Source organism: Alteromonas sp. 38 (assembly GCF_902506055.1).
In the GTDB taxonomy this organism is placed as follows: Bacteria; Pseudomonadota; Gammaproteobacteria; order Enterobacterales; family Alteromonadaceae; genus Alteromonas; species Alteromonas lipotrueae.
The window spans coordinates 4583204-4598199 of sequence record NZ_LR733300.1 but is presented as its reverse complement, the minus strand read 5'-3'; the positions used below and the strand labels follow the sequence as shown (position 1 = coordinate 4598199).

Annotated in this window: 11 protein-coding genes; 8 read left to right on the top strand and 3 right to left on the bottom strand. The window is 45.2% G+C overall.

The features are described from left to right. The first annotated feature begins 16 nt into the window (after nt 1-16). Together ilvD and ilvA are read left to right on the top strand one after the other, a co-directional pair. Nucleotides 17-1867 carry a dihydroxy-acid dehydratase gene (gene ilvD / locus FLAVO9R_RS19855; protein WP_159534155.1) on the top strand — a complete coding sequence of 617 codons (1851 nt, stop codon included), beginning with the start codon at nt 17-19 and terminating at the stop codon, nt 1865-1867. After that, nucleotides 1864-3405: a threonine ammonia-lyase, biosynthetic gene (gene ilvA, locus FLAVO9R_RS19850; protein WP_159534153.1), complete on the top strand. Its 1542-nt coding sequence runs from the start codon at nt 1864-1866 to the stop codon at nt 3403-3405. Before ilvD ends, ilvA begins: the two co-directional genes overlap by 4 nt. Nucleotides 3406-3601: 196 nt before the next feature. Here ilvA and plsB read toward each other — a convergent pair whose 3' ends face one another. Next, complete coding sequence (gene plsB / locus FLAVO9R_RS19845; protein ID WP_159534151.1) at nt 3602-6049, bottom strand: glycerol-3-phosphate 1-O-acyltransferase PlsB; 2448 nt, start codon at nt 6047-6049, stop codon at nt 3602-3604. 145 nt (nt 6050-6194) lie between these two features. Next, nucleotides 6195-6677: a GNAT family N-acetyltransferase gene (locus FLAVO9R_RS19840; protein WP_232370709.1), complete on the bottom strand. Its 483-nt coding sequence runs from the start codon at nt 6675-6677 to the stop codon at nt 6195-6197. A gap of 282 nt (nt 6678-6959) precedes the next feature. Between FLAVO9R_RS19840 and FLAVO9R_RS19835 the strand changes: the two genes are divergently transcribed. From FLAVO9R_RS19835 to FLAVO9R_RS19810, 6 genes are all read left to right on the top strand, one after another. Continuing rightward, entirely contained in the window at nt 6960-9074 is a 2115-nt protein-coding gene (locus FLAVO9R_RS19835) for a TonB-dependent receptor (RefSeq protein ID WP_159534149.1), read from the top strand. A 157-nt stretch (nt 9075-9231) separates the two neighbouring features. Continuing rightward, on the top strand, nt 9232-9858 hold the full coding sequence (gene lexA / locus FLAVO9R_RS19830; protein WP_057795164.1) for a transcriptional repressor LexA: 627 nt from the start codon (nt 9232-9234) through the stop codon (nt 9856-9858). A gap of 583 nt (nt 9859-10441) precedes the next feature. Next, on the top strand, nt 10442-11617 hold the full coding sequence (gene coxB, locus FLAVO9R_RS19825; protein ID WP_013786737.1) for a cytochrome c oxidase subunit II: 1176 nt from the start codon (nt 10442-10444) through the stop codon (nt 11615-11617). A gap of 9 nt (nt 11618-11626) precedes the next feature. Beyond that, a complete protein-coding gene (ctaD, locus tag FLAVO9R_RS19820; RefSeq protein ID WP_159534147.1) occupies nt 11627-13240 on the top strand; it encodes a cytochrome c oxidase subunit I in 1614 nt (537 codons plus the stop codon). A gap of 33 nt (nt 13241-13273) precedes the next feature. Further along, nucleotides 13274-13861, top strand: a complete 588-nt coding sequence (locus FLAVO9R_RS19815) for a cytochrome c oxidase assembly protein (protein WP_159534145.1) — start codon at nt 13274-13276, stop codon at nt 13859-13861. Nucleotides 13862-13886: 25 nt separating this feature from the next. Next, nucleotides 13887-14765, top strand: a complete 879-nt coding sequence (locus FLAVO9R_RS19810; protein WP_159534143.1) for a cytochrome c oxidase subunit 3 — start codon at nt 13887-13889, stop codon at nt 14763-14765. 15 nt (nt 14766-14780) lie between these two features. On the opposite strand, the gene FLAVO9R_RS19805 is transcribed toward FLAVO9R_RS19810, so the two are convergent. Further along, the gene (locus FLAVO9R_RS19805) at nt 14781-14990 is read right to left on the bottom strand and encodes a DUF2909 domain-containing protein (RefSeq protein ID WP_159534141.1); all 210 of its coding nucleotides are present in this window, start codon (nt 14988-14990) and stop codon (nt 14781-14783) included. Between the last annotated feature and the right edge of the window lie 6 nt (nt 14991-14996).

The following is a 14996-nucleotide window of genomic DNA, read 5'->3' as shown; positions in this document are numbered from 1 at the left end:
AAACGGGAAGGATTTTATGCCCAAGTTACGTTCTGCAACGACTACGCAAGGTAGAAATATGGCCGGCGCACGCGCTTTATGGCGTGCAACGGGAATGAAGGATTCTGATTTCGGTAAACCTATTATTGCTATTGCTAACTCATTCACGCAGTTTGTGCCGGGGCATGTGCATCTAAAAGACATGGGTCAATTAGTGGCACGAAGTGTTGAAGCCGCCGGTGGTGTAGCAAAGGAATTTAATACTATCGCGGTAGATGATGGTATTGCTATGGGTCACAGCGGCATGCTTTATAGCTTACCTTCCCGTGAAATTATTGCTGATGCAGTAGAATACATGGTGAACGCGCACTGCGCCGACGCCATTGTATGTATTTCAAACTGCGACAAAATTACCCCAGGAATGTTAATGGCGTCATTGCGCTTGAACGTACCTGTTGTGTTTGTATCAGGCGGTCCGATGGAAGCGGGTAAAACCAAGCTTTCTGATCAAATCATCAAACTCGACTTAGTGGATGCCATGGTAGCCGCTGCCGACGATAAAGTGAGTGACTCTGATACTGACGAAATTGAACGCTCTGCATGCCCAACTTGTGGATCATGTTCAGGCATGTTTACCGCAAATTCTATGAACTGCTTAACCGAAGCACTCGGTTTATCGCTTCCGGGTAATGGTTCAATGCTAGCGACCCACGCTGACCGTGAAGGTTTGTTTAAGAAAGCTGGTTCGCAAATAGTAGAGCTGTGTAAACGTTATTATGGCGACGATGATGAAAGTGTGTTGCCACGTAACATTGCTAACTTTAATGCCTTTGAAAACGCCATGAGCTTAGACATTGCCATGGGCGGCTCTACTAACACTATTTTGCACTTGTTAGCGGCAGCAATGGAAGGTGAAATACCTTTCACTATGAACGACATCGATAGACTGTCACGTAAGGTTCCGCACCTTTGTAAAGTGGCACCGTCTACCCCGAAATACCATATGGAAGACGTGCACCGTGCAGGTGGCGTATTAGGTATTTTGAATGAATTAAACAAAGGTGGCTTACTGCATGGTGATGCAAACCATGTGTTAGGTAAGTCACTGACAGAAGTGATTGCAGACTGGGATATCACCAATCCAGAAAACACCGATGCGATTAAATTTTTCCGTGCAGGCCCTGCCGGTATTCGTACTACCCAAGCATTCAGCCAAAGCTGTCGATGGGATGAAGCAGATAGCGACCGTGAAAACGGCTGTATTCGCTCAGTTGAAAATGCCTTTAGCCAAGAAGGTGGCCTAGCCGTGTTATACGGTAATGTGGCGGAAGATGGCTGTATTGTTAAAACCGCTGGTGTTGATGATTCTATCTTGAAGTTCACTGGTACTGCACGCATTTACGAAAGCCAAGATGATGCCGTTGCCGGTATTCTGGCTGACGATGTGAAAGCTGGCGATGTGGTCTTTATTCGTTACGAAGGCCCACGCGGCGGACCGGGTATGCAAGAAATGCTATACCCCACTTCATACTTGAAGTCGAAAGGCTTAGGTAAATCGTGTGCGCTCGTTACTGATGGCCGTTTCTCGGGTGGTACAAGTGGCCTATCGATTGGTCACTGCTCGCCAGAAGCTGCCAGTGGCGGTGGTATTGGTTTAGTTGAGCACGGCGATAAGATTGAAATTGATATTCCAAATCGCAGTATCAACATCGCTATTAGCGATGAAGAACTCGCAGAGCGCCGCGCGAAAATGGAAGCCAGCGATAAGCCTTGGCGCCCGAAAGATCGCGTTCGTGAAGTATCAACATCATTGAAAACCTTTGCGGCATTGGCCACCAGTGCGGATAAAGGCGCAGTACGTGATGTATCGAAACTGGAAAATCTATGACCGTTAGCGATCACGACTATTTAAAGAAAATTCTATTAGCCCCTGTTTACGACGTAGCCGTAAGCAGTGAGCTTTCTTACATGTCGTTGTTGTCTGCCGAGTTAGGCAATGAAATATTTTTAAAGCGTGAAGATCAGCAACCGGTAAAGTCATTTAAGTTGCGTGGCGCTTACAACCGTATTTGCTCGTTAAGCGAAGCACAACTTAATGCAGGTGTTATCGGTGCTTCAGCGGGTAATCATGCACAAGGTTTGGCGTACAGCGCTAGGCGCAAGGGCATTCAGGCAACCATTGTGATGCCTGAAACTACCCCAGACATCAAAGTGGATGCGGTGCGTCGTTTTGGCGGCGACCATGTAAACGTTGTACTTCATGGCACTAGTTTCGACCAAGCCAGTGGTCACGCGAAAGCGCTTTGTGCAGAACATGGTTACACCTTTGTGCCGCCGTTCGATGACCCTGATGTTATTGCGGGTCAAGGAACGGTTGCACGGGAATTGCTAGAGCAAAACCCTAACCTAGATATTTTATTTGTTGCGGTAGGCGGTGGCGGTTTAGCGGCCGGTATTGCGGTTTACTTAAAGCAATTAAAGCCTGAGATTAAAATTGTTGCCGTTGAATCGGAAGAGTCTGCTTGTTTTGCCCTAGCGCAAAAAGAAGGCTCGCCCACCGCGCTTGAAAACGTAGGTATTTTTGCCGATGGCGTTGCCGTTAAAGTGATGGGGCAAGAAACCTTTAGGCTGTGTAATCGCTTAATTGATGAAACCATGACGGTAAGTAACGATGAAATATGCGGTGCCATTAAAGATATTTTTGATGATACGCGGGTTATTGCAGAGCCAGCTGGTGCGATATCTGTGGCGGCTATTCGAAAGTATGCGAAGCAACACGACCTTACCGGTAAAAAGCTAGGCGGCATTTTATGCGGCGCTAATATTAACTTCCATACCTTGCGTTATGTGTCTGAGCGCTGTGAACTTGGCGAGCAAAAAGAAGCTGTATTCGCGGTGAAAATACCCGAGCGCAAAGGGGCATTTAAGCAGTTTTGTGAATGTGTTGGCGCAAAGGCCATTACCGAATTTAACTATCGTTACGCGAATGATGACGAAGCCCATATTTTTGTTGGGGTTAAATTAAAAGGCGGCCAGCAAGAGTTCTTAAGCCTGCAAAGCGACTTAGAAGATAAAGGCTACCAGTGCTTTAACTTATCCAATAACGAATTAGCCAAACTACACGTTCGTCATATGGTGGGTGGAAGACCACCGGCCATTCTAAACGAGCAAGTGTTCAGCTTTGAATTTCCAGAGCGCCCTGGCGCACTGCTAACCTTCTTAAACACCTTAGGTGAATCGTGGAACATTACCTTGTTCCATTATCGTAACCACGGTGCAGCAGAAGGGTTAGTGTTGGTTGGGTTCGATATTGCCCCTGAAAGCCGAGAGGCCTTCAATGAGCATGTTATTGAACTTGGCTACAAAGTAGATGAAGTCACACAAGACCCTGCTTATAAGTTCTTCTTGTCACAATCATCTAAGTAAAGAGCAAACCGTTTTCGCTTTACTTCGCTTCACGTTAAGCATGGTTTACCTTGGGGCGAGGTAAAGCGTATTCCAAATCAATAAAAAAGCCGAAACGATTTAACGTTTCGGCTTTTTCACGTTATCGATAACAGTCTCTTCAGTGTGCAGCCTATTATCGAGTAGCAGCTAGCTGCATCCCAATCGACGAAGTAAACTAGTTATGCAATACCACATTCTCAAGATGCTGGGTCATTTCTGGCCAAACTAACGCCATCACGTCTTCGCGAAGCGCTTCACACTCTTCAGAGTATTTCAGGCTTCCATCTTCTGTAGAGTCTAACCAATGGTTATCTTTTAACGCACTAATAAAGCTAGACAGTACGTTCTTATCGTAAAACTCAGGTGAGCTTAGCCCATAAAGGGTAGACAAGCGTTCGGCCACTTGGCGACTGGTACGTTCGAGCGCACCACGACTAATAACTTTTTCCTTGTCTAAAATAGTCAGTACTACCGCATAACGCTGCAAGGTTTCTTGCATACAGCGGCTCAATAGCCATGCTGAATGAAACTGCTTTTGCTGAGCATCAGGTGGAAGTAAGTCACCGCCCTTTATACGCAGAAGGCCTTGGTCGACCAATTCATCAATAAGCGCATCGGTGTGAGCAAGGGCTTCGTCTTGAGACAAGTGCAAAAATAACTCGCGCTGTAGCAGCGGGTATAACGCAGCAATTAACTGGAATACTGTCGCTTTACTTGTGCCTTTGTGCGCAAATACACAGGCCATAATTAAGCCAGGCAACGCAAATAAGTGCAAAATATTGTTGCGATAATAGGTGAGATAAACTGCCGACTTAGGTTTTGGGCTGATTAATCGACCGTAGTCATCTTCCTCAATCACAAACTTACCAAGCTTCAAGGTATCGTCAAACAATTCCTTCCCGCTAGCATCGGGTATAGTGGCATCGGCACTGAAAGGCACATTTTTGAACAAACTGATAAAGTCGCCCATCGCTTGTTTAAGCTCAGACTCACTCATGGTTTGTGTTTTCGATGACAGCAAACACAGCGACGTTAGCGCCATGCCATTAACCGCTGCTGCGCGATTAATCCGGGTCATTACATTGTTGGCCAACTCGTTTACCGCTGGCGTTAGCCATGCAGGCTTTTTCTCTGGCTCGGCATCGCGGCAGTCACGCCAGTTTGGCACATGGGTTTCCAAAAATTGATTCAGCTGAATAGGCTCACCAAAGTTTACATAACCATGACCGTAGTTTTTAAGCTTGCGAATAGCCGAGAATACTTGCCAGTTCGATTCTTTTTGCTTCTTAGTACCTTTAAGCTCGTTCAGGTAGCTTTTCACTTCCATCACGTTTTCGTAGCCAATATAGACTGGCACCAAGCTAACTGGCCTGTTTACGCCTTTCAGCATGGCCTGAATGGTCATGGCTAGCATGCCTGTTTTGGGCGGAATAAGACGGCCAGTGCGACTTCTGCCACCTTCAGGGTAATACTTAACTGAATAGCCCTTATTGAAAAGTAACTCTAAGTATTCACGGAATACAGCGGTGTACAACTTATTACCGGCGAAGCTACGGCGTAAGAAAAAGGCACCACCACGGCGGAAAATTTTCCCAACCGGCCAGAAGTTTAGGTTAATACCAGCAGCAATGTGAGGGGTTACCATGCCTTCATGATAAATCACGTAGGTCAGCAAAAGGTAATCCATGTGGCTGCGGTGACAAGGCACGTAAACAATCTCATGGCCGTTTGCGGCTAATTCTCGAATACGTTCAGAGTGTCCAACACTAATACCATTGTAAATTTTGTTCCAAATGCGAGTAAGCAGTCGGTCGCCAAAACGTATAAGTCCTTCGCGGTAATCGGCGGCTATTTCGGTAACGTAAGATTGCGCTCTATCTTTAGACGCTTCATGAGTGATTTTTTTACTGCGTGATTCTTCAGCCATAGCACGGCGCACGGCATCAGAGCCTAGTACACTGTTGTTCAACTCTTGGCGCTCTAACAATGTAGGGCCGGTCATACTTTGGCGTTTACGCTGAAAGTGAGTGCTTGCTACACGTACTAGCTTGTGTGCAATGCTTTTATCACTGCCATGTTGATTTGACATGGCGCGAGCTGATACGGCTTTTGAGTAATTGATAAAATTGTCGCGGCCTAAAAATATCACGATAAAGAGTTTTCTTAGCCAACTTGGCGCTGCATTGTCGGCAATAAGGTCGGCTAATCCTGGTGTGCCTCTGCCAGGCGCTCGGCCCCAGGTGACAAACACCGGAACCACTTGGAGATCTAACTGGTGATGATCTCTATGCAGATGAAATAAGTCAGTAAATACATCTTCAATTCCCGTATCGTCTGCTTGTGAACGAAAGATCGGCTGGGTTTTACGCAAAAATAACGTAGAAGGGTATTCTCTGCCCGCTAACGTAAGCGTATCTGTTGGGCTCGGTAGGCCTAGTGCTTCTGTTGACATTCTAAGCGCTAATTGATCGGTTACCGAGTTTGCTGGAAGCAAGTAAACGATGGGCTTCGATTTATCAATGCCAAGCTCAGTTTCTACGTTTACGGGAATGCTGTGGGCTTTAACCAGCAACTTAACAGGATAATGAAATAGCGACAAAAGGGCTTTTCGCATCCACGACATGAATTCTGTAATCCTATGAAATTAAAACGGGGGAAGTGTACCACATCTCGTGCAATGTCTTGCAGAGGCCATGGGGCTGTTTGAAAGAGTCATTAGTATAAATTGTTGCCATAGCAAATCGATTGAGCGTGTTTTTACTCATACATCAGTTGGTAACTGCACCTTTGTAATGCATCGCTACGTCGCAGCGTTCATAGGCACAGCCGAACTTTTGCATGATTTCTTCACAATGAACAAAGCCATTTTTCTCATAAAGATGAATGGCGGCCTCGCACTTCTTATTCGTCAAAAGAAATAATGTATTAAAAGCAATGGTAGGGGCGTTATTCAACACATGTTGTAACAAGCCTTCCCCTACTTTTAATCCTCTTGCTTCACTGACCACACCCATCTTAGTAAGTTCGAATACCCCTTCTCCTTTTTTCATTAATGCGCATGTACCTACAATGCCAAAGTCCGGGTGTTCAGCAAACCAAATGTATCCACCCTTATCGATAATATTGCGCTGTGGGTAGCCAATAACAGCCTCATCAATGCTCTCTAAATGAAACATTTTGGTTATCCACTCTCTATTTATGCGGTCGAAATGGGGGGCTAACTCGGGGGTATAGTCGAGGTAATGCAACATGATGGAATTCAATACTCTGGTTAAGCATAGTTAGAAGAAGGTTTACTTTATGCTTTAATGGCAAACTTGTCATCTTGACGTAAATACCATTAAGGGTACTGATTCCATTCGTGAGGATTGTTTCAATAGACTGTCTCGTCAAGCTGACGCATTCATTTATAACAAAAGTTTAATTTTTATTAATACACCTTTTAATTGCCAATAAATCTGACTAGAATCCGCTCTAAATAAGAATATCTATCATTTTCAATACTGTTTGAATTATCACTTGAGGAGACTTGCTTGAAACTTGGTAAAGCAACTATTTCTACTGCTGTTCTTTTAGCTCTTTATGGCACATCTGCATTCGCACAAGACGATATGGCTGAGTCAGATGAAAGCGTTGAACGTATTACCGTACGCGGCGCATTCTTTGGTCAACAAGTCGCCACAGCGGTTAAAACCCCTACATTATTGGTTAACGTGCCCCAGTCAGTATCTGTTGTAAGCGCAGAACAAATTTCAGAGCAAGCATTGTTTAGTATTGCCGATGTTATGCAATACACCCCAGGTGTGAGCATTGGCCTAGGTGAAGACCATCGCGATCAGGTGACTATTCGTGGTCAGAACACCACCGCCGACTTTTTTGTTGATGGTCTTCGTGACGACGTTCAGTACTTTCGCCCATTGTATAACCTAGAGCGTGTAGAAATATTACGAGGCGCGAACGCCTTACTATTCGGCCGTGGTGGAGGCGGTGGCGTAGTTAACCGTGTGACTAAAGTGGCCAGTAGCGCAGAAGATTTCACCACACTGTCAGCAGGTATTGATACCTTTGGCGCTGGTTCTATTAGTGTTGATACCAATAAAGCCATAGATGCTAATAATGCTTTTCGTTTTAACGGTGTGTTTGACAGTATTGATAATCATCGTGATTTTAAAGATGGTGAACGTTACGCCATTAACCCAACTTATACATGGATGGCTAACGACGACACCACGGTGGTTGCATCTTACGAATACGTAAATGATGATCGTTTAGTCGATAGAGGTATACCCTCATTAGATGGTGCACCGCTTGAAGGCTTTGACGACACCTACTTTGGTGATCCAGACTTCAACAATACTACCCTTGAAGCGCATATTGCCCGTGTTCGTGTTGATCATGCACTATCGCAAAATTGGAACTTGAACGGTACCGTTCAGTTTGCTGATTATGATAAAGCTTACCAAAACTTGTACCCCGTTAACTTTGACGCTGATGCAGGCACGGTTACGTTAGATGGGTATCGTGATACCACCACTCGTGAAAATGCGCTGGTTCAATTAAACCTTATTGGGCAGTTTGCAACAGGTGATATTAACCATACCTTACTAACAGGAATGGAGTACGGCAGCCAAGATACAGAAAATGCTCGTCGTGATGCGTTTTTTGCAGACAGTCAAGACGACCAAGTATCCTTCGTGTTTAGCGACCCCCTGGTTATTCCGTCAATGACGCTGACAGATCCGGTAAGAAATCGTGCATCAGACGTCACCTTTACCTCAGCCTTCGTGCAAGATGAAATTAAGCTTAACGAGCATTGGATTGTGGTGGCCGGTCTTCGCTACGATAATTTTGATATCGATGTGGTAGACACTATTGAAGTGGCTAACGGTGCTGACGATGGTAACAGCGGTTTCCTATCTAGTTCTGATTCACAAGTGTCACCCCGTGCAGGCCTAATTTACAAGCCAGCGGAATCTGTTTCGATTTATGCCAGTTACAGCAAATCGTTTTTACCTCGTTCAGGTGACCAATTCCTTTCTCTGTCGCTTACAAGCCAAGCGCTGGAAGCTGAAGAATTTGAAAATAAAGAAATTGGCGTAAAGTGGAATTTCTCTGACTCACTTAGCGTAACAGCAGCGGCATTTGAAGTTGAACGTGAAAATGGCACAGCGCAAGATCCTAACAATCCAGAAGCGTCTATTTTAACCGGCACCGAAACCAAAGGTTTTGAAGTGCAGGTGGTGGGCAAGCTTTCAGAGCGTTGGGTAATAAATGCTGGGTATAGCAACCTTGATGGCGAAGAAATGGGCCGCATTGTAGATGGCGCATTGGCGAACCGTGATTTAGCACAGCTACCAGAACACATGCTGACGTTATGGAACCAATATGAAGTAAACGATAAATGGCGTGTTGCATTAGGCGTGATTTATCAATCTGAGCAGTACGCGTCTTTAAACAATACCGTCGAACTACCTGATTTTGTTCGCGTAGACGCTGCAGTGTATTACGATTACAGCGAAGACATTAAAATTCAGCTAAATGTGGAAAACGTATTCGACGAAGACTATTTCCCATCAGCACATAACGACAACAATATTGCCACCGGCGAGCCGCTTAATGCGCGCGTGAGTTTGCAATATAAATTTTAGTCACGCTGAATAGTAGTGATAGATAAAGCGGCCTTTAATGGTCGCTTTTTTGTTGTGATTTGGCCGGAGTAAAAAACATGCTTTGCAACGCTTAGTGCTTGTCATTTCCTTTTAGGTGTATATACTTACAGGAACTGTATAGACAGACAGGTCTTTTATGCGCCCACTCACAGCAAGACAAACAGAAGTTCTCGAGCTTATAAAAACAACGATGCTCGAAACTGGCATGCCGCCTACCCGTGCAGAAATTGCCCGTCATTTAGGTTTTCGTTCTGCGAATGCCGCTGAAGAACATTTAAAAGCGTTGGCCCGTAAAGGCGTCATCGAAATCCTTCCAGGCACTTCTCGTGGTATTAAACTTAATATTCCTCTTGAAGATGAAGCCCCTGAAGAAGAAGGCCTTCCTCTTATTGGCCGAGTGGCTGCGGGCGAGCCTATTCTAGCGCAAGAGCATATAGAGTCTCATTATAAGGTCGACCCTGCCCTGTTTCAGCCTCACGCCGACTTCTTACTTCGTGTAAGCGGTATGAGTATGAAAGACATTGGTATACTTGATGGTGACTTGTTAGCCGTGCACCGCACGACGGATGTCCATAATGGGCAGGTGGTAGTAGCACGTGTCGATGAGGACGTTACTGTTAAACGCCTTGAAAAGCGTGGCCGCGAAGTATTGCTTCATGCCGAAAATGACGAGTTTTCACCGATTAAAGTCGACTTAGCGTCAGAGCCTTTTTCCATTGAAGGGATTGCCGTTGGTGTTATTCGAAATGCTGATTGGATGTAACCTTTTAGCTATTTAGTAAAGAAAGCGGCTTATAGGCCGCTTTTTTGTATGTTTACCATACCTTGCTTACACAATAATCGTATTTAAGTCTAAGAAATCCCTCAAAAGCCACCAGATACCGCTCCCGCATATTTTCTCCTATTTATGTCACCTTTTTTAGTGCTAACTAGCGCTATTTTAGTCATCTGTTTTGTTTGAAAAACAATCATAAGTGCGTAACTACCTTTTGATTATAAGAAACTTATTGCCAACTTCTATTCGCCCATCTCGTTCAAAATGAGCGTTTCAAACGGGCTCGCTAAATACCCGTGTAACGTCCATGCGCTGTGACGTCATTCACTTCTCTGTCATACCGCGTTGATTAAAAATTAAACGCTGCAATTGTTTTTTCTTAGAAAAGACTAGACTTGTGCGTTTTATTGAGCAATTCTTATACTGTATTTAACAAAATAATAACAATAGCTGTAACTTTGTTTTACAACTAAAGCTAGGCAGTTAAGTTAAAAGTTGGATTTCGAGTATCAGTTGCCAGAAGCGCAGCGCATCTAATGCGTTAATGCTTCTGTTATAACGGAGGTGTTGAGTGAAACGAGTAACGACACAAGCGGCGACACAAGCGACAAAGTGGCTTTACGGGCTTCCACTTTTGCTTACCTCGCCACTACTGTTTGCTGATGCAGCAACGGGCGAAGGCTCTTCCATAAATTTGCGCCGAGGCGCAACAGACATAAGTGGTCAAGTATACGACCTCCATATGTTGATGTTCTTTATCTGTATCGCAATCGCTGTTGCGGTTTTTGGGGTTATGTTTGCCTCAATGTACTTGCACCGTAAATCCAGAGGCGCTAAGCCCGCTCACTTCCATGAAAATGTAAAAGTGGAAATTGCATGGACAGTAGTGCCATTCATCATTCTTATTCTTATGGCTATTCCTGCTGCTAAAACCCTTATTGCGATGGAAGATACCAGTGAACCTGATCTTACCGTTGTCGTTACTGGATCTCAGTGGAAGTGGCATTACCGGTATATGGACAGAGACGTTGAGTTTTATTCGTTAATGGCGACGCAACGAGAGCAAATTGAAAACAAATTCGAAAAAGGCGCGAACTATCTGTTGGAAGTCGACCGTCCGTTGGTGATCCCCACAGGGCAAAAAGTGCGCTTTCTTATCACCTCTGATGACGTTATTCACTCGTGGTGGGTACCGGACTTTGCAGTGAAAAAAGATGCTAATCCTGGGTTTATTAATGAGTCGTGGGCAAAGGTGAACGAGCCAGGTATTTATCGTGGACAGTGTGCCGAGCTTTGCGGAAAAGATCATGGCTTTATGCCGGTTGTGGTCATTGCTAAAGAGCCTGCCGAATTTGATGCTTGGATGAATGAACAAGAAGAAGCAGCTCGCCAAGCGAAAGAAGAAGAGCAACGTCTACTGTCGATGAATATGTCGATGGACGAACTTATGGATGAAGGTAAGCGGGTTTACAACGCCACTTGTGCGGCTTGCCATATGCCTAACGGCGAAGGGTTACCCGGAGTTTTCCCTGCGCTTAAAGGCAGTGAGATGGTACTTGAAGACCAAACTGCACATATTGATATTGTGTTGAACGGTAAAACCGGTACGGCCATGCAGGCGTTCGGAAAAATGTTAAGCCTGAAAGACATTGCGGCTGTGGTGACCTACGAACGAAATGCGTGGGGCAATAACACGGGTGATATGGTGCAGGCTAAAGATGTTAACGCCGTCGTTAATGGGAACTAGGAGTGCGTAATGAGTAAAGCAACTGATGTCATTGCGCCGGATACCTCGGCGCATCACGAAGATCATGACCATCATAGCCATATTCCAAAAGGAATAACCCGATGGTTGTTTACCACTAACCACAAAGATATAGGCACTTTGTATTTATGGTTCGCCTTTATCATGTTTTTGATTGGTGGCGCCATGGCAATGGTGATCCGTGCTGAGCTATTTCAGCCTGGATTACAAATTGTTGAGCCAAACTTCTTTAATCAAATGACGACTGTGCACGGCCTTATCATGGTATTTGGTGCGGTAATGCCAGCCTTTACGGGGCTTGCAAACTGGCTAATTCCTATGATGATAGGTGCACCAGACATGGCGCTGCCGCGAATGAATAACTGGAGTTTTTGGATATTACCTGGCGCCTTTCTTATTCTGCTTAGCTCGCTATTTTTAGAGGGCGGCGGCCCGGCATTTGGTTGGACCTTCTATGCACCGCTTTCTACCACCTACAGTGGTGACTCAACCGCATTGTTTGTGTTCTCGGTACATATCATGGGTATCTCCTCTATTATGGGGGCGATTAACGTCATTGTGACCATATTCAACATGCGAGCTCCTGGCATGACGTGGATGAAAATGCCTTTATTCGTGTGGACTTGGCTTATTACTGCTTTCTTGCTTATTGCTGTTATGCCTGTGTTAGCGGGGGCGGTCACCATGGTACTGACGGATAAGTTCTTTGGCACCAGCTTCTTTGATGCAGCAGGTGGTGGTGACCCCGTTATGTTCCAGCATATCTTCTGGTTCTTTGGGCATCCCGAGGTGTACATAATGATATTGCCAGCCTTTGGTATTATCTCTCAAATTGTCCCTACGTTTTCCCGTAAGAAGCTGTTTGGCTACGCATCAATGGTTTATGCCACCGGCTCTATTGCGCTGTTGTCCTTTGTGGTATGGGCTCACCATATGTTTACCACCGGCATGCCGGTGTATATGGAAATGTTCTTCATGTTTGCCACTATGCTTATATCGGTGCCTACAGGCGTGAAGGTCTTTAACTGGGTGGCGACTATGTGGCGGGGCTCTCTAACCTTTGAAATGCCCATGATGTTTGCCATTGCGTTTATCGTATTGTTTACCATTGGCGGCCTGTCAGGATTAATGCTGGCCATCGTGCCGGTGGACTTCCAATACCACGATACCTATTTCGTGGTCGCACATTTCCATTACGTTCTGGTCACCGGTGCCATCTTCTCGATTATGGCTGCGGTGTATTATTGGTTACCCAAGTGGACAGGGAAAATGTACGACACGGCGCTAGCAAAATGGCATTTCTGGTGCTCACTTGTGTCGGTAAATGTGTTGTTCTTCCCGATGCACTTTGTGGGGCTGGCTGGCATGCCACGTCGTATCCCTGACTACGCCTTACAGTTTGCCGACTTTAACAAGTGGATAAGCCTTGGCGGCTTTGCCTTTGGGCTGTCGCAGCTAATCTTCTTAGCGCTGTTGATTAAAGCCTGTAAGAAGCAGGGTGAGCCAGTATCTGCCCAAGTGTGGGAAGGTGCCGAGGGACTAGAATGGGAAATTCCTTCTCCTGCGCCCTATCACACCTTTGAAACGCCGCCCGTTGTTAAATAGAGAAAATAGGGCAAGTAAGAAAAGGAGCTACCCATGACACAAGCAAATGCAAACAACAAAATGGTGATAAAACTCGTCGTTATTGTGTTTGGCATGTTTGGTTTTGGGTTCGCCCTGGTGCCACTTTACGACGTATTTTGTGACGTTACTGGTATTAACGGTAAAACTGACAATACCGCAGCGGTGTATGAGTCCATCGAAATAGACGAAAGCCGTGAGATAACAGTGGAGTTTATTACCCGCACTAACACTGGTATGCCGTGGGAATTTCGTGCGCAAACTAGTCGTATGAAAGTGCACCCTGGGGAGCTTAATACGGTGTCGTTTTACGTAAGAAATCCAGCGTCGAGCAATATGATGGCGCAAGCTATTCCATCGGTGTCGCCGGGTATGGCAGCGCTATATTTGAATAAAACGGAATGCTTTTGTTTTAATCAACAACCTTTAAATGCTGGGGCCGAGGCTTATATGCCCATGCAGTTTTATGTCGACCCACAGCTTCCAGAAGATATTAGTTATTTTACTGTGCAATACACCCTTTTTGATGTGACCGCACGAGTGAGTGACATGAAAACAAAACCGAATCCCTACATGGTCCCTCAACCTGAAAGTGGTAAATAACAGGTGTTGGGATAAGGAGAGAGTAATGCAGCAAGAATATCAGAAATATTATGTACCGGCACAAAGCCCATGGCCTATTGTAGGCGCGGTGGCGCTATTTTTAATTGCCGTTGGCGCGGGCAACTTTGTGATTGAAGCCACTAAAGGTGAATCAGGCTATGGAGGCTATACACTTCTCGCTGGGTTTGTCGTATTGATGGTGATGCTGGTCGGATGGTTTAAAAACCAAATTGATGAGTCTATGTCAGGGCTATATAGCGACCAATTAGGACGCTCTTACCGACAGGGAATGAGTTGGTTTATCTTCTCTGAAGTCATGTTCTTTGCCGCTTTCTTTGGGGCACTCTATTATGCCCGATTCATTTCAGTGCCTTGGTTAGGCGGTGCATCAAATAATGCAATGACTAACGAAGTGTTATGGCCCACATTTGAAGCCATGTGGCCGTTAGTATCTACCCCAGGGGGCATCACTACACAAGAAATGAGTGCGGTTGGTTTACCCACCATTAATACGGTTATTTTGCTTATATCGTCGGTCACATTGCATTTTGCTCATGTTGGTTTAGAGCAGAACAAACGCAAACAACTGACCCTAATGTTAGGCGTCACTATCTTGCTGGGAATTGGGTTTTTATTCTTACAGGTGGAAGAGTATGTTCACGCCTATCGTGACCTAGGGCTAACGCTACAGTCAGGCATTTACGGCAATACCTTTTTCATGCTGACGGGCTTTCACGGTATGCACGTTACCCTTGGCACCATCATTCTTATTGTCATGTTTTTTAGGGTACTAAAAGGGCATTTTACACCGCATAACCACTTTGCTTTTCAAGCCGGAAGTTGGTACTGGCACTTCGTTGATGTGGTGTGGGTAATGCTTTATATCTTTGTTTACGTTTTATAAAAACGTTGCCAAACCCTAGTAAGGTCGAGGGTTTGGCGTAATTAAACCGGTGCCAATCGCCACTAAAATTAAAATCACTATGATGGCAGATGTGAGCACCCTGCGACCGATATATTTACTCATTGGACCGTCTTTGGGATCGTTTTTCATCATGACACGCATGGCCATAAATAGGTTAACGATCATGAAAATTACCAATGCAACCAATATTATTTTTATCAACATATAAAC

Bases quoted from the DNA above. Each gene is read 5' to 3' on its own strand.
- ilvD (WP_159534155.1), top strand. From the start codon at position 17: ATGCCCAAGTTACGTTCTGCAACGACTACGCAAGGTAGAAATATGGCC.
- ilvA (WP_159534153.1), top strand. From the start codon at position 1,864: ATGACCGTTAGCGATCACGACTATTTAAAGAAAATTCTATTAGCCCCT.
- plsB (WP_159534151.1), bottom strand. From the start codon at position 6,049: ATGTCGTGGATGCGAAAAGCCCTTTTGTCGCTATTTCATTATCCTGTT.
- FLAVO9R_RS19840 (WP_232370709.1), bottom strand. From the start codon at position 6,677: ATGTTGCATTACCTCGACTATACCCCCGAGTTAGCCCCCCATTTCGAC.
- lexA (WP_057795164.1), top strand. From the start codon at position 9,232: ATGCGCCCACTCACAGCAAGACAAACAGAAGTTCTCGAGCTTATAAAA.
- ctaD (WP_159534147.1), top strand. From the start codon at position 11,627: ATGAGTAAAGCAACTGATGTCATTGCGCCGGATACCTCGGCGCATCAC.
- FLAVO9R_RS19815 (WP_159534145.1), top strand. From the start codon at position 13,274: ATGACACAAGCAAATGCAAACAACAAAATGGTGATAAAACTCGTCGTT.
- FLAVO9R_RS19810 (WP_159534143.1), top strand. From the start codon at position 13,887: ATGCAGCAAGAATATCAGAAATATTATGTACCGGCACAAAGCCCATGG.
- FLAVO9R_RS19805 (WP_159534141.1), bottom strand. From the start codon at position 14,990: ATGTTGATAAAAATAATATTGGTTGCATTGGTAATTTTCATGATCGTT.